The sequence below is a fragment of the Brevundimonas albigilva genome, from assembly GCF_023503965.1.
GTDB lineage: Bacteria > Pseudomonadota > Alphaproteobacteria > Caulobacterales > Caulobacteraceae > Brevundimonas > Brevundimonas albigilva.
The window spans coordinates 1,824,918-1,846,504 of sequence record NZ_CP097298.1; the positions used below are offsets into that span (position 1 = coordinate 1,824,918).

The 21,587-nt window shown below is 70.4% G+C and carries 20 protein-coding genes and 3 pseudogenes; 16 read left to right on the top strand and 7 right to left on the bottom strand.

Going from position 1 to position 21,587, the window contains the following annotated elements; translation table 11 throughout:
• Nucleotides 1–146 precede the first annotated feature (146 nt).
• The 4 genes and pseudogenes from MU852_RS17410 to MU852_RS09765 form a co-directional block, all read left to right on the top strand.
• Nucleotides 147–626 (top strand): annotated as a pseudogene (locus MU852_RS17410) (acyltransferase family protein); the annotation flags it as partial.
• Between the two features lie 155 nt (nt 627–781).
• Complete coding sequence (locus tag MU852_RS17415) at nt 782–1,360, top strand: acyltransferase family protein (RefSeq protein ID WP_283843579.1); 579 nt, start codon at nt 782–784, stop codon at nt 1,358–1,360.
• Between the two features lie 62 nt (nt 1,361–1,422).
• Nucleotides 1,423–2,076 carry a hypothetical protein gene (locus tag MU852_RS09760; protein ID WP_249749428.1) on the top strand — a complete coding sequence of 218 codons (654 nt, stop codon included), beginning with the start codon at nt 1,423–1,425 and terminating at the stop codon, nt 2,074–2,076.
• 4 nt (nt 2,077–2,080) lie between these two features.
• Nucleotides 2,081–2,380 (top strand): winged helix-turn-helix domain-containing protein, encoded by a 300-nt coding sequence (locus MU852_RS09765; protein WP_249749429.1) that lies wholly within the window; start codon nt 2,081–2,083, stop codon nt 2,378–2,380.
• A gap of 4 nt (nt 2,381–2,384) precedes the next feature.
• On the opposite strand, the gene MU852_RS09770 is transcribed toward MU852_RS09765, so the two are convergent.
• Complete coding sequence (locus MU852_RS09770; RefSeq protein ID WP_249751916.1) at nt 2,385–2,570, bottom strand: GreA/GreB family elongation factor; 186 nt, start codon at nt 2,568–2,570, stop codon at nt 2,385–2,387.
• Nucleotides 2,492–2,806, bottom strand: coding sequence for a GreA/GreB family elongation factor (locus tag MU852_RS09775; RefSeq protein WP_249752000.1), 315 nt, complete (start codon nt 2,804–2,806; stop codon nt 2,492–2,494). The genes MU852_RS09770 and MU852_RS09775 overlap by 79 nt, the downstream gene beginning before the upstream one ends.
• A gap of 198 nt (nt 2,807–3,004) precedes the next feature.
• Between MU852_RS09775 and folP the strand changes: the two genes are divergently transcribed.
• The 4 genes and pseudogenes from folP (at nt 3,005) to thiD (ending at nt 5,524) form a co-directional block, all read left to right on the top strand.
• Nucleotides 3,005–3,850, top strand: a complete 846-nt coding sequence (folP, locus tag MU852_RS09780) for a dihydropteroate synthase (RefSeq protein WP_249749430.1) — start codon at nt 3,005–3,007, stop codon at nt 3,848–3,850.
• 30 nt (nt 3,851–3,880) lie between these two features.
• A complete protein-coding gene (locus MU852_RS09785) occupies nt 3,881–4,234 on the top strand; it encodes a DMT family protein (RefSeq protein WP_249749431.1) in 354 nt (117 codons plus the stop codon).
• Between the two features lie 45 nt (nt 4,235–4,279).
• The gene (locus tag MU852_RS09790) at nt 4,280–4,621 is read left to right on the top strand and encodes a DMT family transporter (protein WP_249751917.1); all 342 of its coding nucleotides are present in this window, start codon (nt 4,280–4,282) and stop codon (nt 4,619–4,621) included.
• Between the two features lie 119 nt (nt 4,622–4,740).
• Nucleotides 4,741–5,524: pseudogene (gene thiD / locus MU852_RS09795) on the top strand (bifunctional hydroxymethylpyrimidine kinase/phosphomethylpyrimidine kinase).
• 13 nt (nt 5,525–5,537) lie between these two features.
• On the opposite strand, the gene MU852_RS09800 reads toward thiD, so the two are convergent.
• A complete protein-coding gene (locus MU852_RS09800; protein WP_249749432.1) occupies nt 5,538–5,876 on the bottom strand; it encodes a VOC family protein in 339 nt (112 codons plus the stop codon).
• A gap of 55 nt (nt 5,877–5,931) precedes the next feature.
• On the opposite strand from MU852_RS09800, the gene MU852_RS09805 reads away from it, so the two are divergent.
• On the top strand, nt 5,932–6,522 hold the full coding sequence (locus MU852_RS09805; RefSeq protein ID WP_249749433.1) for a nucleotidyltransferase family protein: 591 nt from the start codon (nt 5,932–5,934) through the stop codon (nt 6,520–6,522).
• Here MU852_RS09805 and MU852_RS17885 read toward each other — a convergent pair.
• Entirely contained in the window at nt 6,519–7,040 is a 522-nt protein-coding gene (locus MU852_RS17885) for a sensor histidine kinase (protein ID WP_347342384.1), read from the bottom strand. The two genes, MU852_RS09805 and MU852_RS17885, sit on opposite strands and share 4 nt — an antisense overlap.
• Nucleotides 6,929–8,866, bottom strand: a complete 1,938-nt coding sequence (locus MU852_RS09810; RefSeq protein ID WP_347342291.1) for a PAS-domain containing protein — start codon at nt 8,864–8,866, stop codon at nt 6,929–6,931. Before MU852_RS09810 ends, MU852_RS17885 begins: the two co-directional genes overlap by 112 nt.
• A gap of 130 nt (nt 8,867–8,996) precedes the next feature.
• Between MU852_RS09810 and MU852_RS09815 the strand changes: the two genes are divergently transcribed.
• Entirely contained in the window at nt 8,997–9,428 is a 432-nt protein-coding gene (locus tag MU852_RS09815; protein WP_249749434.1) for a metallopeptidase family protein, read from the top strand.
• Between the two features lie 3 nt (nt 9,429–9,431).
• On the opposite strand, the gene ubiG is transcribed toward MU852_RS09815, so the two are convergent.
• On the bottom strand, nt 9,432–10,250 hold the full coding sequence (ubiG, locus tag MU852_RS09820) for a bifunctional 2-polyprenyl-6-hydroxyphenol methylase/3-demethylubiquinol 3-O-methyltransferase UbiG (RefSeq protein WP_249749435.1): 819 nt from the start codon (nt 10,248–10,250) through the stop codon (nt 9,432–9,434).
• A 56-nt stretch (nt 10,251–10,306) separates the two neighbouring features.
• Between ubiG and MU852_RS09825 the strand changes: the two are divergent.
• The 3 genes and pseudogenes from MU852_RS09825 to MU852_RS09835 all read left to right on the top strand — a co-directional run bounded on the left by MU852_RS09825 (nt 10,307) and on the right by MU852_RS09835 (nt 15,041).
• Nucleotides 10,307–11,583, top strand: a pseudogene (locus tag MU852_RS09825) (aspartate kinase).
• Between the two features lie 40 nt (nt 11,584–11,623).
• Nucleotides 11,624–13,897 (top strand): phosphoenolpyruvate--protein phosphotransferase, encoded by a 2,274-nt coding sequence (gene ptsP / locus MU852_RS09830; protein ID WP_430641129.1) that lies wholly within the window; start codon nt 11,624–11,626, stop codon nt 13,895–13,897.
• Between the two features lie 85 nt (nt 13,898–13,982).
• Nucleotides 13,983–15,041, top strand: a complete 1,059-nt coding sequence (locus MU852_RS09835; RefSeq protein ID WP_249749436.1) for a helix-turn-helix domain-containing protein — start codon at nt 13,983–13,985, stop codon at nt 15,039–15,041.
• Between the two features lie 11 nt (nt 15,042–15,052).
• Here the strand turns inward: MU852_RS09835 and MU852_RS09840 are convergent, their stop codons facing one another.
• Complete coding sequence (locus tag MU852_RS09840) at nt 15,053–15,958, bottom strand: SDR family NAD(P)-dependent oxidoreductase (protein ID WP_249749437.1); 906 nt, start codon at nt 15,956–15,958, stop codon at nt 15,053–15,055.
• A gap of 153 nt (nt 15,959–16,111) precedes the next feature.
• Between MU852_RS09840 and MU852_RS09845 the strand changes: the two genes are divergently transcribed.
• The 3 genes from MU852_RS09845 to MU852_RS09855 all read left to right on the top strand — a co-directional run bounded on the left by MU852_RS09845 (nt 16,112) and on the right by MU852_RS09855 (nt 21,546).
• On the top strand, nt 16,112–17,254 hold the full coding sequence (locus MU852_RS09845; RefSeq protein WP_249749438.1) for an OmpA family protein: 1,143 nt from the start codon (nt 16,112–16,114) through the stop codon (nt 17,252–17,254).
• Between the two features lie 501 nt (nt 17,255–17,755).
• On the top strand, nt 17,756–18,892 hold the full coding sequence (locus tag MU852_RS09850) for a capsular biosynthesis protein (RefSeq protein WP_249749439.1): 1,137 nt from the start codon (nt 17,756–17,758) through the stop codon (nt 18,890–18,892).
• Between the two features lie 161 nt (nt 18,893–19,053).
• Nucleotides 19,054–21,546 (top strand): TonB-dependent receptor, encoded by a 2,493-nt coding sequence (locus tag MU852_RS09855; protein WP_249749440.1) that lies wholly within the window; start codon nt 19,054–19,056, stop codon nt 21,544–21,546.
• The last annotated feature ends 41 nt before the right edge of the window (nt 21,547–21,587 follow it).

Here is a 21,587-nt window from a genome sequence, read left to right on the forward strand (position 1 = left end):
AGACCCCAAAACAGGAAGACCCGCCGGAGCAGACGCCCGGCGGGTTTTTCTTTGCGCGGCGCCCGCCTGAGCGTCCGCAAGCGAACTAGTTTGCATTGCAGACTAGTCTGTGAGATACGGCCTTATCCACAATGGGAGGGGTCGCCATGACGGCATCCGAAATCGATCGATCCGAGCGCCTTCACGGGCTCGACGGGCTGCGGGGCGCGGCCCTGATGCTGGGGGTGGTGCTGCACGCCGCCATGTCCTTCTTTCCGACGCAGATCTGGATCGTCGGCGACGACCAGCGCTCGGCCTGGGCCAGCGGCCTGTTCTTCGTCATCCACGTCTTCCGCATGACGACGTTCTTCCTGATCGCCGGCCTGTTCGCCCACATGATGCTGGCCCGCCGGGGGACGTGGGGCTTCGTGAAGAACCGAACGGTCCGCATCGCCGCGCCGCTGGCCGTGTTCTGGGGCGTGGTGCTGATGGCCATCGTCGCGGTCCTGATCTGGAACGCGAGCCTGCAGGGGATGACGGCGGCCGAGGCCCCGCCCCCGCCGACCTACGACTGGACCAACATCCCGCTGACCCATCTGTGGTTCCTGTGGGTCCTGCTGATCCTTTATGCGGCCCTGGTGATCCTCCGCGCGCCGTTCGCAGCCCTGGACCGCGACGGCGCCTGGGGCCGATCGGTCGATCGGCTGACGGCGGGCCTGATCGGTCCCTGGGGACCGTTCGTGCTGGGCGCCCCCTGGCGGTCGCCCTGTGGCTGCAGCCCGACTGGATCGCCTTCTTCGGCGTGCCGACGCCGGACGCGGGCCTGGTTCCGAACACCCCGGCCCTGGTCGGTTTCGGCCTGGCCTTCGGCTTCGGCGCCCTGCTGGATCGCCGCCGTGACCTGCTGGGCCGGATCCAGGCGTGGGGACCGGCCTATCTGGGACTGGCGGCCGGCGCCGGCGCCACGGCCCTGATGCTGGCCGGCGGTCCCGATCCGCACCTGGCTCCGATGACCGATCCGGCGACCAAGGCGATGACGGCGGCGGCGTTCGGCGTGGCGATTTACGCCTCGGCCTTCGCCGCCGTGGGCCTGGCGCTGCGGTTCTGGTCGGGGCGCAGCGCTGTGCGTCGCTATCTGGCCGACGCGTCCTACTGGATCTACATCGTCCACCTGCCGCTGGTGATGGCGGCCCAGGTGCTGGTGCAGGACTGGAGCGCGCCGTGGTGGGCCAAGCTGGCGCTGGTGGTCGCGGGCGTCTCGGGCCTCAGCCTGGCCAGCTACGAGCTGCTGATCCGCCACACCGTCATGGGGCGCTGGCTGAACGGGCGGCGCGTGCCGTGGCGGCGCCCGGCGCCGGCCGCCCTCGTCCCCGCCGAATAGCTTGCCAACCCGGCCGGCGGCGTCCATCCGGAAAGCGCCGCCGGCCGCACAGGATTCTCTCGATGACCGACAAGTCCCGCAGCACGCCCGAAGCCGACCTGGCCTTCCTGCGCTCCATCGTCCAGGGCGGGAACAATCCCAAGGCCGCCCTGACCCTGGGCGTGGCCTATCTGGCCGGGGGGCTGCTTTACGGGCTGCAATGCCTGTTCCACATCGGCCAGGTCTGGGGCGTGATCCGTTGGCCCGACCTGGCCAACCTGGCCTTCGTCGTCGCCATCACCGTCGCCTTCTTCATCGTGCTGATGTGGGCGGTGCGCGAGGACCGCAAGGCCGGAACCGCCGGACCGATCGTGACCCGGACGTTGAACGCGGCCTTCAGCGGCGCGGGCATGGCCAATCTGGCGATCGTGATCGTCTTCGGCTTCGGCGCGCGTCGCGACCAGGATTTCGCGGTCTGGCTCTATTATCCGTCGATGATCTTCGCCCTTCAGTCCGCCGCCTGGTTCGTGGCGTGGAACCTGAAGAAGAAGGGCTGGATGCTGGCGACCTCGCTGGGCGGCTGGGCGACGGCGGTGGCCCTGGGGCTGCTGGTGCGCGAGTCCGTGACCTACCTCTACGTCTGCACCGCCGCCCTGTTCCTGCTGTTCGCCGGGCCGGGCTGGATCATGACGCGCGACGCCCTGCGCAAGCGCCAGATCGAAGCGGACGTCGCCTGATCCGATGAGCCTGGAGCAACTCGGCAAGATCGACGAGGTCATCCACGGCCGGATGCGGCTGGGGATCATGGTCTATCTGGCCGACGCCGAGGCGGCGGACTTCACCGAACTGAAGACCGTTCTGGAGGCGACCCAGGGCAATCTGTCGGTTCACCTCAAGAAGCTGGAGGAGGCCGGCTACGTCGCCATCGCCAAGAGCTTCGTCAACAACAAGCCCCTGACCCGCGTGTCGATCACCCCGGCCGGCCGGACCGCCTTCGCCGCCTATCTCGACGCCATCGGCGCCCTGATCGGGCGGTCCTGAGGGCTCAGGGGTCGACCGGGCCTTCCGGGTCCTCGATCATCACCGGCGTCAGGCTGCGTTCGGCGCCGGACGGATCGGTCCAGGCGATGGTGCGACCCTCGACCAGGCCGATCAGGCCCGCGCCCACATGGGACAGGACCGATACCTTGCCCGCGTCGATGTCCGCCTCGTGCGGCAGGACGATCTGGATGCGGGCGTCTGGGGCGACCGGCCGTCCACATAGTGCAGCCAGCGGTGAAGCGGCGCCGCGCCGGCCGGCCGCTCGCCGGGCTCGCACACGATGGCGCGATCCAACTCCTGCTGAAGAAGGCCGGCGACCCCCTCGGCGGGCATGTCGCCGACGAGGCGGGACAGGGTCTGGTGATCCTCGACGCTGAGGAAGACGTCGGGACGCGCGGGCGTGGCCGGGGAAGCGGTGGAAGTCATGATGAATCTCGCGGATCGCCGGGCGCGCGCACGGCGCCGGGCGGAAGATGGAAGCGTCAGGGGGTTCAGGTCGTCGCCCGGAACGGGGCGAAAGGCGCGCGGCCGTTCCGGGTCAGACGCCTGCGACGAGACGTCCCGCGTGGGAAAGGCGTCGAGCCTGGCTGACGAAGCGAGCGATCACAGCTAGAGGCTGGTCCCATGCCGCACGAAAGTCAAACCGCCGCGCCGTCCATGACGCCGCAGGTCATGGGGATCGTCAACGTCACCCCCGACAGCTTTTCCGACGGCGGACGCTGGGCCTCGGCGGAGCGGGCGATCGACCATGCGATGCGGCTGGTCGAGCAGGGGGCCGACGTGTTGGACATCGGCGGCGAGAGCACGCGGCCGGGCGCGCGGCCCGTGGCAGGGGCCGAGGAGATCGACCGCACGGCGCCGGTGATCGCGGGCCTGCGGGCGCGCTGGGACGGGCCGATCAGCATCGACACCATGAAGCCCGAGGTCGCCCGCGCCGCCGTCGCGGCCGGGGCGGGGATGTGGAACGACGTCAGCGCGCTGACCCACGCGCCGGACAGCCTGGCGACCGCGGCCGTCCTGGGTTGCGAGGTGGTGCTGATGCACATGAAGGGCGAGCCGCGCACCATGCAGGCCGATCCGCGATACGACGACGTGGCGCGAGAGGTGCGCGACCATCTGGCCGCGCGGGCCGAGGCGGCGATGGCGGCGGGCGTGGCGCGCGACAGGATCTGGCTGGATCCCGGCATCGGCTTCGGCAAGACGGCGGCGCACAACCTGACCCTGACGGCGCGGCTGGAGATGCTGACCGCCCTGGGATTTCCCGTCCTCTACGCCGCCAGCCGCAAGCGCACGATCCAGGCGATCGACCCGACGGCGACCGAGGCGGCCGACCGGCTGGGCGGCTCCCTGGCCCTGGCGCTTGAGGGGGTCCGCCGCGGCGCGCGCATGGTGCGGGTCCACGACGTGCGCGAGACGGTCCAGGCGCTGAAGGTCCAGAGGGCCGTGGCGGCCGCCGCCCGCCGGGTGTAGGGGGCGGAAAACCCTCCTGCAGAGCGCGTCATGCCCCTGAACCCCTATGTGACGCCGATCCTGCTGCTGGTCGTGTCCAACGCCTTCATGACCTATGCCTGGTACGGGCACCTGAAGGGCGATCCAAAGCCGCTGTGGTTCGCCGTCCTTGCCAGCTGGGGGGTGGCCTTCTTCGAATACTGGTTCGCCGTGCCCGCCAACCGCATCGGCCATCAGGTCTATTCCGCGGCTGAGCTGAAGACGATGCAGGAGGTGATAACCCTGGCCGTCTTCGCTGGGTTCTCGGTGCTGTACCTGGGCGAGAAGCTGACGGTGAACCACCTGATCGGCTTCGGCTTCATCGCCGTGGGGGCGTTCTTCATCTTCAAGGGCCCCCTGCATTAGAAACCCGCGCTTGCCCCCGGCGCCGGCTTGTCCCACATGGGCGCCATGTCCTGGATATTCTCGATCAATCCGTGGCTGACGCTGGTCGTCGCCGGCCTTCTGGAAGTGCTGTGGGCCTCGGGTCTGAAGTCGGTCGGCCCGCAGAGGCCGCTGACGTCGCTGGGGGTGCTGGTCGCGCTGGCGGGCAGCATGGTCCTGCTGTGGGCGGCGACGCAGAAGCTGCCGATCGGCACGGCCTATGCGGTCTGGACCGGTATCGGCGCGGTGGGCGCGGCCCTGGTCGGGATCGTCGTCTATGGCGAGCCGGCGACGGCGGTGCGGGCGGTCTGCATCCTGCTGATCGTGGCCGGCATCGTCGGCCTGAAACTGTTTTCGGGCGCGCATTGATGGGCGCGGACGGCGATGGCGGACCACCCGCTCAAGCAGACGCCCGCCGCGCGGGCGGCGATAGCGAAACGACCGCTCAAGCAGACGCCCGCCGCGCGGGCGGCGATAGCGGAAAAAGAATGGGCCGGGTCCTGATACTGGCGGGGTCGGACTCCGGCGGCGGCGCCGGGATCCAGGCCGACATCAAGGCCGTGACGATGATGGGCGGCTACGCGGCCACGGCTCTCACCGCGATCACGGTGCAGAACACCCTGGGGGTCCACGGCGTCCATCCGCTGCCGCTGGACCTGATCGCGGCCCAGGCGCGCGCGGTGCTGGACGACATCGGGACCGACGCGGTCAAGACGGGAATGCTCGGCTCGGTCGAGGTGGTGGAGACGGTCGCCGCCCTGCTGGACCAGGCGCAGGCCCCCGCCGTGGTCGATCCGGTCATGGTGGCCAAGGGCGGGCGGCCCTGTTGCCCGATGCGGCGGTCGAGGCGGTGAAGGCGCTGATGATCCCGCGCGCCGCCCTGCTGACCCCGAACGCGCCCGAGGCCGAGGCCCTGACGGGTCTGGCGGTGCAGGACCTGGACGGCCAGCGGCGGGCGGGCGAGGCCTTGCTGAGGCTGGGCGCCCGGGCCGTGCTGATGAAGGGCGGCCACGTTCCCGGACCGGCGGTGATCGACGTGCTGATGACGGCGGACGGCGAGACGGTGCTGGAGGCCGAGCGGATCGACACCCGCCACACCCACGGCACCGGCTGCACCCTGGCCAGCGCCTGCGCGGCGGGCCTGGCCCTGGGCCGCCCGCTGGAGGTCGCGGTCGCCCAGGCCTGGGCCTATGTCGGCGAGGCGATCCGCCGCGCCCCCGGCCTGGGCGGCGGGCACGGCCCCTGGACCACGGCTGGCCCGTCAGGAACTGACCCCGGACCCGGCTCAGGCGTGGGGCTGGGCCAGGACGACCAGATTGCCGTCGGGATCGCGCAACCGCAGGATCGACGTGTAGTCGGCCGCCTCGATCTCGCCCACGGCCAGCCCGGCCGCGGCCAGCCGGTCGCGCTCGGCCCGGATGTCCTCGACGATCAGGGTCAGGGTTCCGCGGCCGGCATCCTCCGGCTTCTGGAACAGCTGCAGCCCGCCGTCGCCGCAATCCCATTCCAGCAGGCCTTCCATCGGTCGCCGGTCGGCCTCGCGCCCGAACACGGCGGCGAACCAGCGCGCGGCGTCGGGCAGCGCCTTGCAGGACAGATTGGCGTAGATGGCGGCGATGGGCATGGCGGGCTCGCGGGAAAGGTTGTTCCTGAACGGGACGGGCCGCTAAGGGATGCGCATGAGCCGCGCCGAATCGTCAGCCCTGACCGACCGTCTGGTGGAGATCGTGCGCCGGGACGCCGGATTGATGCAGGTTCTGACGACCGTGCGCGGGCTGGACCTGCCCGACTGGCGCATCGTGTCGGGCGCCGTCTATCAGTCGGTCTGGAACGCCCTGACCGGCCGGCCCGCCGGCTATGGCATCAAGGACTACGACCTGGCCTATTTCGATGCGTCCGACCTGTCCTATGAAGCGGAGGACATCGTGATCCGGCGCGTCGCCGCCGCCTTCGACGAGCCCTTCAGAAGTCAGGTCGAGGTCCGCAACCAGGCGCGCGTCCACCTGTGGTTCCAGGACCGCTTCGGCGAACCCTATGCGCCGCTGGGATCGACGGACCAGGCGCTGGACCGGTTCGTGGCCCCGGCCTTCGCGGTGGGCGTGCGGCTGGAGGCTGACGACCGCCTCACGGTCGCGGCGCCATTCGGGCTCGAGGACGTCTTCGCCCTGACCCTGCGCCCCAATCCGGATCGCCCCCTGGCCAGGGGGTGGACCCGCGCCATCGACAACGCCCGCGCCCGCTGGCCCGAGCTGACGGTGATCGCGGCCTAGGGGCTGACGCCGTCTTCCAGTTGAAGCTCGGGCGCGGCGGCGGTCAGGGCGGCGCCCAGGGGCAGGTGCAGGATGAAGGCGGCGCCCTTGCCCGGTTCGCTCTCCACCTCGGCCCAGCCGCCGTGCAACTCGATCAGCGCCTTGACCAGGGCCAGGCCGACGCCCGGCCCGCCCCGCTCGCGCCGCACGAAGCGGTCGAAGACATGGGCCTGCAGGTGATAGGGGATGCCCCGGCCCGTGTCGGCGACGGTCAGCCGGACCTCGGCCGGTCCCGCCTCGGCGGTCAGGGTCACCGCCCCGCCTTCGGACACGGCGCGGGCGGCGTTCTCCAGCAGATGGTCCAGCGCCTGGCCGATGCGGCGGGCGTCGGCGCGGATGGGCCGCAGGTCGGGCGCGCAGGTCACGGTCAGGGTCGCGCCCCGGCCCTCGACCTTGGCGCGGATCTTGTCGGCGGCCTCGTCGAACAGGTCGCGGATGCGCACGTCGCCCAGCGACAGCTCCATCTCGCCGGCGTCGATCTGGGCCATGTCCAGGACGTCGTCGATGGAGGGGCCAGCTGGCTGGCGGCGATGCGGATGGCGCCCGCGTGCTGGCGCATCCGGTCGGGCAGTTCGCCGGTCGCCTCCAGCAGTTCGGAATAGCCGACGATGGTCGTCAGCGGCGTGCGCAGTTCATAGGAGACGCTGCCGACGAATTCGCGCTTCAGGGCCTGGCTTTCGGCCAGGGCCTGCTCGCGCTGGACCAGGGCCTGCTCCAGTTCGCGCCGGGCGGTGACGTCGGAAAAGGCGACCAGGGTGGCCCCGTCCGGCAGGGGGCGGGTCTGCCAGGCGGCGACGCGGCCGTCGGCGGCCCGTCCCTCGCCCGAGATGGCGATGCGGCTTTCCGGGTCGGGATCGGCCACGCGCGCCTTCAGCCCCAGCCACAAGGCCGGGTCGGGCAGGGCGGCCTTGCACAGTTCGGCCAGGGCGTCGAAGTCGCCGGCGGCGGCGATCTGGTCGCCGCTCAGGTTCCAAAACCGCTCGAACGCCTCGTTGTGCAGCCTCACGCGGCCGTCCGACCCGAACACGGCGACCGCGTCGTTCAGCTTGTCCAGGGTGGCGCGCTGGACCTGGAGCTGGGCGTTGAAGCGGCTGCGCAGCTGCAGTTCGTCGGTGATGTCCGAGAAGATCAGCAGGATGCCGCCCAGCGGGTGCGGCTGGCGCACGACCCGCAGGGTGCGCCCGTCCGGCAGCGACCAGCTGTCGTCCGGCGCGGCTTCCGAGGCGCCGTAGAAGTCCAGTTCGTGCGCCTTCCAGCCGGCGTAGTCGACCACCTCGGGCAGGCGGCGGCGCTGGCGCAGGTGGTCCAGCAGTTCGGCGTGGGTCGGCCGCTCGTCCAGCCAGGCCGTGTCCAGGTCGAACAGGGTGCGAAAGGCGGTGTTGTGGAAGGCCAGGCGCTTGGCCGGGCCGAAGATGGCCACGGCGTCGGCCAGGTGGTTCAGCGTCTCGTCATGGGCCTCGACGTGGCGACGCAGGGTGTCGCGCGTCTCCTCGGCCTCGGTCACCTCGATGGCGAAGGCCGTGACGGCGCCGCCGCCGGCCGGTTCGGCGATGATGCGCCAGGCGCGCCGCCGCTCGCCGCCGGTGGTCCAGCGGAAGCCTTCCTGGCGCACGCCCAGCCGCCGCGCCTCGGCCACCAGGGCGTCGGCCCCGCGGTCGAAGCTCGTCTTGGCGGCGCGGGCGGCCTCCAGCGTCTCTGCGCCGACTTCGTCCAGGAACGCCGTGTTGGCCCAGGCCAGCAAGCCCGCGCCGTCGGCGACCCAGGTGGGCGTGGGCGAGGCGTCGGCCAGCAGGGCCAGGCCGCTTTCGATCGCCTCGGCCCCGGTCAGGGTGACGCTGGAAGCCGGCGCCAGCCGCAGCCAGGCCAGGCCGCCGGCGACGCGCCCCTCGACCCGCCACGGGCTTGCGGCGTCCCGCCCCGCCTCGTCCAGCAGGGCCAGGCCCTCGAAGGGGTGACCCTGCTCGACCAGGGCGTCGATGGCCGCGCCGTGGCCGGGACGCAGGCGCTCCAGCAGCGCGGCGGCCGGGGTCTCGGCGCCGTGCGTCCAACGCGAGACCAGCTCGGCCGGACCCAGGATTTCGCCCGCCGCCCGGCCATCGGCGTCCAGCGCCAGGCTGATGTCGTCGAAGGCCTGGATCAGGCCCGAGGCGCGGCTGGCGGCGACCTCCAGCGCGGCGCGGGCGGTCACGGCCTCGCGGGTCCGGGCCTCCAGCCGCACGCGCAGCCGCCACGCCCAGGCGCTGACCGCCAGCGCCAGGCCGGCGGCGCCCGCTGTCGCGGCGTAGGCGATGTCGGCCTGGGCCATGGTCGTCAGGACATCCTTCGGAAGGCGGGGCGCGCCCCGATCGCGCGTTCACCATACCTCAAGCCGGGCGCTTGGGCGCAGCGGCGTTTTGCCGGGTGGCGCGGCGCCGCGCGCCTGCTAGGGAAGGCGCATGATCCCGCCAGAGACGACCCCGCCGCCGCAGGCCTGGGCCGACCAGGTCGCCCCCTCGCTGGACGACTTCGCCCGCCTGGCGCGGGACGCCTTCGACGCCCTGCCCGACGACTTCCGCCGGGCCGCCGGCGAGGTGGTGTTCCGCATCGACGACTTCGCCGACGACCAGACCCTGGCCGACCTGGAGATCCAGGATCCGTTCGAACTGACCGGCCTCTATCACGGCGTGGACATCGGCCGGCGCGACAGCCTGGGCCCGGCGGCCGAGCCGTCGCGCATCTTCCTCTACCGTCGCCCGATCCTGGACGAATGGTGCGAGCGCGGCGACGTGGGCCTGTCCGAGATCATCGCCCACGTCCTGATCCACGAGATCGGCCACCATTTCGGCCTCAGCGACGACGACATCCACGCCATCGAGGACGCGGACTAGCCTTCAGCCGGAACGGACGGCGACCATCATGTAGTTGATCGCGGCGTCGTCGGTCTGGCGCCAGCGGTCGTTCAGCGGGTCGTAGGCCAGGCCGTAGGGGCCCTCGACGGCGACGGGCTCCTGGGCCAGCATGGCGCGGATCTCGTCGGGCCTCAGGAACTGGCGCCAGTCGTGGGTGCCCGCAGGCACCCAGCGCAGCACGTATTCCGCCGCGACCTTGCCCAGGGCCAGCGACTTCAGGGTGCGGTTCAGGGTGGCGACCATCATCACCCCGCCCGGCCGGACCAGGCGCGAGCAGGCGCGCACGAAGGCCTCCGGATCGGCGACGTGCTCGATCACCTCCATGGTCAGGACCACGTCGAACGGCCCCGCGCCCTCGGCCTCGATCTGCTCGACGGTGGCGGCGCGATAGGCGATGTCCAGCCCGACCATCTCGGCATGGGCGCGCGCCGTGCCGATGTTCTCGGACGAGGCGTCGATGGCGGTGACGGAAAAACCCATCCGGCGCATCGGCTCGGCGATCAGGCCGCCGCCGCAGCCGACGTCCAGCAGGGTCAGCCCCTCGAACGGCCGCAGCGCCGCCGCATCGCGCCCCAGCCGCGCGCACAGCTGGTCGCGGATCAGCGTCAGCCGCGCCGGATTGAACCGGTGCAACGGCGCGAACGGCCCCTTGGCGTCCCACCATTCCGCCGCCTGGGCCGAGAAACGGGCGACGTCGGCGGGGTCGATTGATGCGCCGAAGGCGGTCTCCGCCGAATTTTGCGAAAAACCTTGCCCGTGTCGGGGTATGCGAGGCGAGGCTGCGCCGTTAGAAGCGGTCATGCGGCGAGGGATGAACCCTTCGCCCGTTCCATGCAAGCAGGGGGCGAAACGCCACGATGACGCGGCCCGATACGACGCGACTGGTGATGAAGTTCGGCGGAACCTCGATGGGCGACCTCGAGCGCATCCGCCGCGCCGCCCGCATCGTGGCGGCCGAGGTCAAACAGGGGCGCAAGGTCGCGGTCGTCGTCTCGGCCATGGCGGGCAAGACCAACGAACTGGTGGCCTGGACCGACGGCGCCGGCGCGGCCGCGCGGGGCCTGCCGATTTCGGACGACGAATACGACGTGGTGGTCGCCTCGGGCGAGCAGGTGACGTCGGGCCTGCTGCTGGCCATGACGCTGCGGAACATGGGGCTGAACGCCCGGTCCTGGATGGGCTGGCAGGTGCCGATCGTCACCGACGACGCCCACGGCCGCGCCCGCATCGTCGACATTCCCGGTGAGAAGCTCGGCGCCGCCGTCGACAGCGGCGAAATCGCCGTCGTTCCCGGCTTCCAGGGCGTGACCCCGGAAGGCCGGATCACGACCCTGGGCCGGGGCGGCTCGGACACCTCGGCGGTGGCGGTGGCGGCGGCCCTGGGCTGCCCGTGCGACATCTACACCGACGTGGACGGCGTCTATACGACCGACCCGCGCATCGAGAGCCGCGCGCGGCGGCTGAACAAGGTTTCCTACGAAGAGATGCTGGAGATGGCGTCCCTGGGGGCCAAGGTGCTGCAGACCCGCTCGGTCGAGCTGGCCATGGCCAAGCAGGTGCCGGTGCGCGTCCTGTCCAGCTTCATCGAACCTGACGAAACCGGAAATCTGCCCGAAAAGGGCGGCACCCGATCTGCGACGAGGAGGAGATCGTGGAAAAGCGCATCGTGTCCGGCGTGACCATGAGCCGCGACGAGGCCCGCATCACTCTGCTGGGCCTGTCCGACCGGGTCGACGCGCCCGCCGACGTCTTCACCCGCCTGGCCGAGGCCAATGTGAACGTCGACATGATCGTCCAGAGCCAGTCGCGCACGGCCGGGACGGTCAACCTGACCTTCACCACGGGTCGCCGCGACGCCGTGCGCGCCGCCGACATCATGAAGGCGGCTCAGGCCGAGCTGCCATTCGAGGAAATCCGCGTCGACGAGGACGTGGCCAAGGTCTCGGTCATCGGCGTGGGCATGAGAAGCCATGCGGGCGTCGCCCAGCAGATGTTCCGCGCCCTGGCCGACAAGGGCGTGAAGTTCCAGGCCATCTCGACGTCCGAGATCAAGATCAGCGTGCTGATCGACGCCGCCTACGCCGAACTGGCTGTGCGGGCTCTGCATTCGGCTTACGAGCTGGACGCTGTATAGGTGATTTGAACGGGCGCGAGAGCGTCGGGGCGCGGGAGCCATGATGCCGGCAGGCGGCGCGATGACCAGGGGTCCGAGGATCCTCCTTCGCCAGATCCGTGAGGCTCTGGGGGCCGGCGCCGCGCCCGCGCAGGATCGGCTCGACATGGTCGTGCGCATCATCGCCCGTTCGATGGTGGCCGAGGTCTGCTCCATCTATCTGCGCCGCGCCTCGGGCGAGCTGGAGCTGTTCGCCACCGAGGGCCTGAACCCCGAGGCCGTGCACAACACCCGCCTGCGGCCGGGCGAGGGCCTGGTGGGCGAGGTGGCGCGCCTGGCCCAGCCAATCAGCCTGTCGGACGCGCCGTCGCATCCCAGCTTCTCCTACCGGCCCGAGACGGGCGAAGATCCCTACCACGCCTTCCTGGGCGCGCCGCTGCTGCGGGGCGGACGGGCCATCGGCGTCCTGGTCGTGCAGAACCGCACCGAGCGGCGCTACGACGAGGACGAGGTCGAGGACATCCAGACCATCGCCATGGTCCTGGCCGAAACGGTCGCCTCGGGCGAACTGCTGGCCGAGGACGAGCTGCGCGACGTCGAGGTGGCGCCTCACCGGCCCGAGCGGCTGAAAGGCCAGCGGTTCGCCGAAGGCCTGGCGTTCGGCCACGCGGTCCTGCACGAGGCGCCGCTGGCGCCGGAAAAGCTGCTCAGCGACGATCCGGCGATGGAGGAGGCGCGGCTGAAGCTGGCGCTGGCCACGCTGAAGAGCGGGCTGGACGCCATGCTGGACGGCGGCCAGGGCAAGCTGGCCGGTCCCTCGTTCGAGGTGCTGGAGACCTATCGGATGTTCGCCGACGACCGGGGCTGGAACCGGTCGCTGGAAGAGGCCGTCCGCAACGGCCTGACCGCCGAGGCGGCCGTGGACCGGGTCCGGAACGAACACCGCGCCCGCTTCGCCCAGGCCCGCGACCCCTATATCCGCGAACGGCTGCACGACTTCGAGGACCTGGCCAACCGCCTGTTGCGGGTTCTGGCCGGCGACAAGCCGGGCGAGCGCGAACTGCCCGACGACGCCATCCTGGTGGCCCGCAACCTGGGGCCCGCCGACCTGCTGGAATATCCGCGCGACAAACTGAAGGGCCTGTTGCTGGAAGAGGGCTCGGCCGCCAGCCACGCCGCCATCGTCGCCCGCGCCCTGCAGATTCCCTGCGTCGGCCGGCTGATGGGGTTGCGCGACCGCCTGTCGGAGGGCGACCTGGTCATCGCCGACGGCGAGACCGGAGAGGCCTATCTGCGCCCCCGGCCCGACATGCTGGAGGCGGTGCAGTCGCGCATGGCGGTGCGCGAACAGCGCCGGGCCGAGTTCGCCCAGCTGCGCGACACCCCCGCCGTCACCCTGGACGGCCAGCGCATCAGCCTGCTGACCAACGCGGGCCTGGCGGTGGATCTGGAGAACCTGGCCGAGACGGGGGCCGAGGGCATCGGCCTGTTCCGCACCGAGTTCCAGTTCATGGTCTCCGACGAACTGCCGCGCCTGACGGCTCAGACGGCCCTCTATCGACTGGTGCTGGACGCCGCGGGCGATCGGCCGGTGACGTTCCGCACCCTGGACATCGGCGGCGACAAGGTCCTGCCCTATCTGGAGGCCGAGCGGGAGGAGAACCCCGCCCTGGGCCGGCGCGCCATCCGCCTGGGCCTGGACCGGCCTTCCCTCTTGCGAATGCAGCTGCGCGCCCTGCTGACGGCGGCGGCGGGGCGCGAACTGCGCGTCATGTTCCCGATGATCGCCACGGTGGACGAGTTCCGCGCCGCGCGCGAACTGGTCGACATCGAATGCGCCTGGGCGCGCCGCCGGGGCCGACCCCTGCCGGCGCTGCTGCGCGTCGGGGCGATGGTCGAATGCCCGTCCCTGTTGTGGCACCTGGACGCCCTGCTGCCGCTGACGGACTTCGTCTCCATCGGCACCAACGACCTGTTCCAGTACATGTACGCCGCCGACCGGACCAATCCCCTGGTCTCGGACCGCTACGATCCGTTGTCCCCGCCGGCGCTGCGGGCGCTGCAGACCATCCAGAAGGCCTGCGCCGACACCGGGACGCCGGTCTCGATCTGCGGCGAGCTGGCGGGCCGCCCGCTGGAGGCCTTCGCTCTGATCACCCTGGGCTTCACCCGCCTGTCGGCGCCCGCGGGCGGGGTGGGGCCGGTCAAGCGCATGATCCTGTCGGCGGATCTGACTGCGGCGCGGCGCGGCCTGAACAATCTGCTGAACCTGTCGACCGGCTCGGTCCGCAACGAGATCGAGTCCCTGGCGCGCAAGCTGAACGTCGTGGTCTGAGCTTGACCGCAAATGGCGGTGGGAGGTCGCCGGCGGATCATGCTAGGAGCGGCCATCCCGCTCCTTCAGGACCGAACCAAGGCGCATGGCGCACACCGTGGACGCAACGCCCGAGATGACCGAGTTTCCGCCCGACCCCGGGCCGGCCTTCCTTGAGGCCGAAACCCTGGGCGACGGCCTGCGCCGGGCGCGCGCGGCCTCGGGCAAGTCGCTGGCCGAACTGGCCGCGGAAACCAAGGTCAACGCCCGCTTCCTGACCGCGCTGGAGCAGAACGACTGGTCTTCGCTGCCGTCGCGCGTCTTCGCCCTGGGCTATGTGCGCGCCTACGCCGGCGCCCTCGGCGTGGACGAACAGACGGCGATCGAACGGTTCAAGCGCGAGAGCCCTGACACCTCCACCGCCCTGAAGCCGCCGGTCGGCATCGCCTTCGAGGACGTGCGGCGCCATTCGCCCGTTGTGGTCGGCGTGATCGCCGCCGTCGCCGTCTCGGTGGTCGGCTGGAACGTGTTCCAGCGCATCAGCCGGATGCAGGCGCCGCACCCCTCGGAAATCACCGCCACGCCGCCGGCCTGGACCCAGGAAGCCTCGACCGAGGAGGGGGTGTCGCTGGGCGCGCCGCTGCCGGCGCCCCCGGACCAGACCGTGCCGGCCCTCTATGTCACGCGCGGCCTGGAGGCGGAGCTGACCGGGATCGACCCGGACGATCCGAACGCGGCGCCCGTCGCGCCGCCCCCGCCGGTGCAGAAGGCCTTCAATCCGCGCGGCGCCGTCTATGGCGCGCCGGCCAACGCCTCCCAGGTCATCATCCAGGCCAAGAAGCCCGGCGTCCTGGTGGCGCGGATCGGGGAGGGGCGGGTGCTGTTCGCGCGCCAGATGGCGGCGGGCGAGGCCTGGCGCGCGCCGATCGGCGTCGCCGCCACGATCGACGTCTCGGACCCGGCCGTGTTCGACGTCTATCTGAACGGCGAATACGGCGGCGCGCTTCCGGCCGTGCTGACCCCGCTGGCGCAGCTCAACGCCCGCGCCGCCCAGTCCGCGCGCGAAACGGCCGCGGCCCAGGCCCGCGCCCAGGCCGAGGCGCAGGCCCAGCTGCAGGCGCGGATCGCGGCGGCGGCTCAGAGCGCGCCGCCGCCGGCGACCTGACGCCTGGCGGCCTAGGCCGAATGGGCCTTCTGGGCCTTGGAAAGCTCGATCATGCCCTGGGCGGCGCCCATGTCCGGCACGATCTCGCCCGTCCGGTCGGAGATGGCGTCGAACTGGGCGGCGACCTGTTCCGGCGCGTCGGCCCCGACGATCCGCACGCCCTGCGTCAGGGTGACATAGGCCCGCTCGAACCCGCCGGCGCCGGCGGCCAGGATGCAGCGGCTGGGCGCCTGGTCGCTGACCAGGTGCAGCAGGCCCGGCGTCACCAGGTCCGGCCCCAACGCCTCCAGCGGCAAGGCCGCGCCCAGGTCTTCCGTCATGCGGGTGTGGGCGGTCGGCGCCAGGCAGTTGACGCGAATGTCGTTCTTGGCGCCCTCGATCGACAGGGTCTGCATCAGGCCGACCAGGGCCATCTTGGCCGCGCCGTAGTTGGACTGGCCGAAGTTGCCGTACAGGCCCGACGACGAGGTGGTCATGACGATGCGGCCATAGTTCTGCTGGCGCATGATCTCCCATACCGCCTTGGTGCAGTTGACCGCCCCCATCAGGTGCACGTCCACGACGAAGCGGAAATCCTCCAGCTCCATCTTGGCGAAGGTCTTGTCGCGCAGGACGCCGGCGTTGTTCACCAGGATGTCGATCCGGCCCCATTTGGCCATGGCCTGATCGACCATCGCCGCGACGGCGTCGTAGTCCGTGACGGAGGCGGCGTTGGCGATCGCTTCCCCGCCAGCGGCCTCGATCTCGGCGACCACGCCCTCGGCGGCCGTCGCCGATCCGCCGGATCCGTCGCGCGCGCCGCCCAGGTCGTTGACCACGACCTTCGCGCCCCGCGCGGCCAGGGCCAGAGCGTGCTCGCGGCCCAGGCCCCCGCCCGCGCCCGTGACGATCGCCACGCGACCTTCGAAATTCACCATTGTCCCTAACCTCTTCCGACCAAACCAATGTGTTGAAACGGCGCCACAGTCGCCGCAATCATAGCGAAATGGCGGAACCCGGCGCCAGCCTTGCCGTTCGGGTCGGGACGCCGGGGCCACTCGGTTTCGTATCTTTTCTCGAAGGGGACGCACATGAAGCTGCAACTTCTCGCCTCCGCCGCGGTCATCAGCCTGGTTTCCGCCGGCGCCGCGTCGGCTGAGCCGAACGGTTGGTACGGCGCGCTGGACGCCGGCTACCACATCATCGACGACATCAACGCCGAGTCGTCGACCACCAGCGGCAACTGGAACTATGAGGTCAACGACGGTTGGGCCGCGTTCGCCCGCCTCGGCTACCGGTTCAACCCGAACTGGCGCGTCGAACTGGAAGGCGGCTATCGCTCGGGCGACATCGGCACCGTTCGCGCCGTCAGCGGCAACGGCGGCCTGTGCAACCTGACCCCGGCGACCGGCGGCTGCTATTCGCCCGAAGGCGACATCGAGTCCGTCACCCTGATGGCCAATGTCATCTACGACTTCGGCATGGAATACTGGGGCGTGCGTCCCTTCGTCGGCCTCGGCGCCGGCGTGAACCGCGTCCAGACCGAGACCGTCGGCAACCTGCGCGACAACCGCGGCGCCGCCTTCGCCGTGGACGATGACTCCACCGAGTTCGCCGCCCAGGCGATCGCCGGCCTGGCCTGGGCCATCGGCGACCGCACCAACATCGACCTGACCTACCGCTATCTGACGGGCGACGCCTCGTGGGATTCGGCCACCGTCGGCGGCACCAGCTTCGGCGAATGGGACGGCGACTACGACCAGTCGCACACCGTGACCCTGGGCCTGCGCTACAGCTTCGGCGCCGAAGAGGCTCCGCCTCCCCCGCCGCCGCCGCCTCCGCCCCCGCCGCCGCCTCCCCCGCCGCCTCCGCCCCCGCCGCCGCCTCCGGCGACCCCGCAGGCGCGTCAGTTCGTGGTCTATTTCGACTGGGATCGCTCCGACCTCACCGCCGAAGCCCGCTCCGTCGTCACCCAGGCCGCCAACTACGCCAAGTCGGGCCGTCCGACCCGCGTCCTGGTCGTCGGCCACGCCGACACCTCCGGCTCGGCCGCCTATAACATCGGCCTGTCCAACCGACGCGCCCGCACCGTCGCCGACGCCCTCGTGGCTCAAGGCGTCAACGGCGGCGTGATCGCCCTGGACGGCAAGGGCGAAACCCAGCTGGCCAAGGCCACGGCCGACGGCGTGCGCGAGCCGCTCAACCGTCGCGCCACCATCGACATCAACTTCTAAAACCGCATCACGGGTCGCGGTCCCGAAAGGAACCGCGACCCGGCGGAAAACGAAGGCGTCGACCTGCTCGGAAGCGCACCGTCTCTGGTTCGGGGCGGTGCGCTTTCCTGCATTGTGGCCGGATCACGTTGAAGATAAAGAGTTTTCACATTTTCAGGTTGATCCCGGTCGTCTCAAGAGCCAAAAGGGTCGGATGGCGGGAAGGCCGACGCCGGTGCGTCGGCTGTCGTGGACGCCGCCTCTCGATCGTTTCACCGGGGTCCGTATTCAGGCATGGTTGATCTCCGAACGTCGAGAGCCCTGTCCGGTCGCCGGCGTCGGCGATACCGGCTGCGGGGGACCGCCGACGTCCGAAACCTGTCCGGGCCCCGCAACGGCGCCCTCCGAACGCTGGAAGCGTCGACCGTCCCCTCGCGCCCTCTGCCGTTTCCCAAGGCTCCGGGCGTCGGCCTGCGCGGCCGCCGGTTTCTGATCGTCAGCGCGCCGTTCGGCGGATTCGGCATGGCGTTGGGCGACGTGCTGGAGGCGCGCGGCGCCGAGGTGCGCCGGATGATCTTCAACGCCGGCGACGCGCTGAACTGGCGGCGTCCCGGCGGCGTGGCCTTCAAGGCCTCGGCCGAGGCGTGGCGCGCGCGCGCGGCGGCCGTGCTGTCCGACTACACCGACGTGATCCTGTTCGGCGAAGGCGGACCCTACAATCGCGCCGTCCTGGCGCTCGGCGAAACGCTGTCCGCCCGGGTCTGGGTGCTGGAGAACGGCTATTTCCGCCCCGACTGGATCACGGTCGAGCGCAACGGCGTCAACGCCTCCAGCGGCCTGCCGCGTTTCCGCGAGGGCTATCCCGCGCCGGGGCCGGAGATTCCTGAAGTGCGCCCCGTGGGCCGGATCCTGCCCCATCACGTGGCCAACATCAGCCTGTATCACATCGCGCAGGGGATCGGCTCGTTCGCCTTCCCCCGGCACGCCAATCATTACACGGCCTCGCCCTGGCGACAGTGCGTCGGCCACATCCGGCGCTATTTCGGCCTGATGGTGCGCGGGTCCGCCGACGACGCCATCGACCAGGTGGCGGCGCGCGGTCCGTTCTTCCTGGCCTGCCTGCAGCGCGAGGGCGACGCGCAGTTGCTGCGCTATTCGCGTTACGCCGACAACACCGCCTTCCTGGCCGCGGTGGTGCGCAGCTTCGCGGCGTCCGCGCCCGCCGACTGCCGGCTGCTGGTCAAGAACCATCCCCTGGATCCCGGTCTCGTCGACCTGGAACGGGTCACCCGCCGCCTGGCGGTGGAGCGGGGGGTGCAGGATCGGGTCGACTTCATCGACGGCGGCAACCTGGCGCGCCTGTGTCGCGCGTCGCGCGGCATGGTCGTCAACAACTCCAGCGCCGCCCTGTCGGCCCTGGGCTTCCAGACGCCGGTCAAGGTGCTGGGCGACGCCTTCTTCGACTTCGACGGCCTGACCCATCAGGGCGAGATGGATACGTTCTGGACCGCCCCCCAGGCCCCGGACCCCGGGCTGTTCACACGCTTCCGGGCCCATGTGATCGCCCAGACCCAGGTGAACGGAAATTACCACGAACCGCGCGCGATGAAGGTCACCGCCGCAGGGGTCGCCGCCGTGTTCGAAAAGGCCGCCGACTGAGCACAGGTGTGGCGCCAGCGTCACCCTCGGCCGCTGTCATGGCGCCGTCACATATCTGTCGCCTAGCATTCCGAGAGAGGGCTTAGAGGGAGCGCGATTTCGACGGGCGACCCCGCCCGCCGCCTCGGGCCGACGCCCGCCATCTGGGGATAGATGAGATGATGAACCGCAAACGCCTGTTCTGGGCGACCACGGCCCTCACGGGCGCCCTCGTCGCGGCCGGCGCCGCCTCGGCCCAATCGACGGGTACGGAAGCGACCGAAGTCCAGGAAGTCGTCGTCACCGGCGCGCGCGGGCCGCGCACCACCGACGGCTCGATCGTCGCCGAGACCGTCACCAAGACGCGGTCGTCGGTGACCCAGGAGTTCATCTCCCGCCAGGCCGCTGGCCAGACGATCCTGCAGACCCTGAACCTGACGCCGGGCCTAAACTTCACCAACGCCGACCCCTACGGCTCGTCGGGCGGCAACATCCGCCTGCGCGGCTTCGACGGCAACCGCGTCTCGCTGACGTTCGACGGCATCCCGCTGAACGACACCGGCAACTACGCCACCTACACCAACCAGCAGCTGGATCCGGAACTGATCGAGCGCGCTTCGGTCAACACCGGCACGACCGACGTCGACAGCCCGACCGCCTCGGCCACCGGCGGCACCATCAACTACACCACCCGCCGTCCCGCCGCGGACTTCGGCGGCTGGCTCCAGGCCTCGGGCGGCAGCTTCAACTATCGCCGCTTCATGGGCCTGATCGACACCGGCGAGATCGGTCCGTGGGGCACCTCGGCCTGGTTCGCGGTTTCGGACCAGACCTATGACAAGTTCAAGGGCCTGGGCGAACTGAACAAGACCCAGTACAACTTCCGCATCTACCAGCCGGTCGGCGACAACGGCGACTTCGTCGCCCTGTCGGGTCACTACAACGAGAACCGCAACAACTCGTACCTGGGCCCGAACCTGGGCACCGCGACCGGCTTCTGCGACGTCGCCCAGACCCAGGTCTGCGTGGACGAGCCCTTCGACACCGACTTCACCCGCACCTACAACCCGGTTCCGGTTCGTCCGGGCGTGGCCGACGTCGATCCGTCGTCGAACAACAACTACTATGGCCTGCGCATCAACCCGTCGAACACGGGCAACGTGCGCCTGAACTCGCGCTTCACCCTGGCCGAAGGCCTGATCTTCACCTTCGACCCGTCGTTCCAGTACACCCTGGCCAACGGCGGCACCCAGAACACCGTGCTGGCCGAGAACAGCTCGCTGCTGCGCGGCACCCAGACGACCGGCGGCGTCGACCTGAACGGCGACGGCGACATTCTGGACCAGGTGCGGGTCATGAACCCGTCGAACACCAACACCCACCGCTATGGCGTCAACAGCTCGCTGATCTGGAACCTGAACGACGATCACCAGCTGCGCGCCGCCTATACGCTGGACTGGGGCCGTCACCGTCAGACCGGCGACTACGGCTACATCGACTTCTCGGACCCGTCCTCGCCGCGCTTCGTCGACGAGTTCGGCGGTCGCAACGACCACGACAACCGGGTCGTCAACCTGGACGGCTTCGCCCTGCAGGCGCGTAACCGTCTGTCCTACGCCATGCTGAACCAGTTCGCCGCCGAATACCGCGGCAACTTCATGAACGACGCGGTGACGGTGAACATCGGCGTGCGCGCGCCCTTCTTCGAGCGTGAGCTGAACCAGTACTGCTACTCGCAGAACGCCTCGTCGAACGTGCTCTGCACCTCGCAGGTCCCCAACGCGACCCTGGCCAATGGCAACGTCACCTTCGCCGGCAGCTCGACGCAATACATCGCGCCGTATGAAGCCACGAAGAAGTTCGACGACATCCTGCCGAACGTGGGCGCCGTCTACCGCTTCGGCCAGGGCCAGTCGGTCTACGCCTCCTATGCGGAAAGCCTGTCGGCGCCGCGCACGGACAGCCTCTATACGGTCGTTCGCCTGCCGGACGGCTCGATCGGCAACCCGACCGTGCAGCCGGAAACCAGCCAGAACTTCGAGCTGGGCTACCGCCTGAACGCGCCGGGCCTGATCATCCAGGCCGCCGCCTACCGCAACCAGTTCGACAACCGCATCGTCAACACCTACGACGAAGACCTGGGCACCTTCGTGGACCGCAACGTCGGTTCGGTGGAGACCATGGGCATCGACGCGTCGGTGGGTTGGGAACCGATCGAACGCCTGAGCCTCTACGCTTCGGCCTCGTTCCTCGACAGCGAACTGCAGGACGACTACGTCCTGAACGCCACCGGCCAGATCGCCGCCACCAAGGGCAAGGAACTGGTCGAGACGCCGAGCGAGACCTTCGCCCTGCGCGCGGCCTATGACTTCAACGACGTGTTCTCGGCCGGCATCCAGGGCAAGTACGTCGGCGAGCGCTGGGTCACCGACGTGAACGACCTGAAGGTCGACGCCTATACGGTGGTGGACCTGGACGCCCGCTTCGACTTCGCGCCGCTGGGCTTCGAGGGCACCTATCTGCAGTTCAACGTGACCAACCTGTTCGACGAAGAGTATTTCGTGAACCTGGGCACCCGCACCTCGGCCACGCCGGGCCAGCCGGGCTACAGCCGTCCGTTCGCGGGCACCGGCCCGTACCGCACGGTCATGGCCACGCTGCGCTACGCCTTCTAAGGCGGACGAAAAGCAGAGCAGGGAAGGGCGGTCCGGCGACG

What these genes read in the sequence shown, in the direction of transcription:
- MU852_RS09790 (WP_249751917.1), top strand. Translation starts at nt 4,280, where the DNA reads ATGTCCTGGATATTCTCGATCAATCCGTGGCTGACGCTGGTCGTCGCC.
- MU852_RS09810 (WP_347342291.1), bottom strand. Translation starts at nt 8,866, where the DNA reads ATGGCCCAGGCCGACATCGCCTACGCCGCGACAGCGGGCGCCGCCGGC.
- ubiG (WP_249749435.1), bottom strand. Translation starts at nt 10,250, where the DNA reads ATGACCGCTTCTAACGGCGCAGCCTCGCCTCGCATACCCCGACACGGG.
- ptsP (WP_430641129.1), top strand. Translation starts at nt 11,624, where the DNA reads ATGATGCCGGCAGGCGGCGCGATGACCAGGGGTCCGAGGATCCTCCTT.
- MU852_RS09800 (WP_249749432.1), bottom strand. Translation starts at nt 5,876, where the DNA reads ATGCCCATCGCCGCCATCTACGCCAATCTGTCCTGCAAGGCGCTGCCC.
- MU852_RS09855 (WP_249749440.1), top strand. Translation starts at nt 19,054, where the DNA reads ATGAACCGCAAACGCCTGTTCTGGGCGACCACGGCCCTCACGGGCGCC.
- MU852_RS09785 (WP_249749431.1), top strand. Translation starts at nt 3,881, where the DNA reads ATGCCCCTGAACCCCTATGTGACGCCGATCCTGCTGCTGGTCGTGTCC.
- MU852_RS09815 (WP_249749434.1), top strand. Translation starts at nt 8,997, where the DNA reads ATGATCCCGCCAGAGACGACCCCGCCGCCGCAGGCCTGGGCCGACCAG.
- MU852_RS09850 (WP_249749439.1), top strand. Translation starts at nt 17,756, where the DNA reads ATGGCGTTGGGCGACGTGCTGGAGGCGCGCGGCGCCGAGGTGCGCCGG.
- MU852_RS09775 (WP_249752000.1), bottom strand. Translation starts at nt 2,806, where the DNA reads ATGACTTCCACCGCTTCCCCGGCCACGCCCGCGCGTCCCGACGTCTTC.
- MU852_RS09845 (WP_249749438.1), top strand. Translation starts at nt 16,112, where the DNA reads ATGAAGCTGCAACTTCTCGCCTCCGCCGCGGTCATCAGCCTGGTTTCC.
- MU852_RS09765 (WP_249749429.1), top strand. Translation starts at nt 2,081, where the DNA reads ATGAGCCTGGAGCAACTCGGCAAGATCGACGAGGTCATCCACGGCCGG.
- folP (WP_249749430.1), top strand. Translation starts at nt 3,005, where the DNA reads ATGCCGCACGAAAGTCAAACCGCCGCGCCGTCCATGACGCCGCAGGTC.
- MU852_RS09805 (WP_249749433.1), top strand. Translation starts at nt 5,932, where the DNA reads ATGAGCCGCGCCGAATCGTCAGCCCTGACCGACCGTCTGGTGGAGATC.
- MU852_RS09760 (WP_249749428.1), top strand. Translation starts at nt 1,423, where the DNA reads ATGACCGACAAGTCCCGCAGCACGCCCGAAGCCGACCTGGCCTTCCTG.
- MU852_RS09840 (WP_249749437.1), bottom strand. Translation starts at nt 15,958, where the DNA reads ATGGTGAATTTCGAAGGTCGCGTGGCGATCGTCACGGGCGCGGGCGGG.
- MU852_RS09835 (WP_249749436.1), top strand. Translation starts at nt 13,983, where the DNA reads ATGGCGCACACCGTGGACGCAACGCCCGAGATGACCGAGTTTCCGCCC.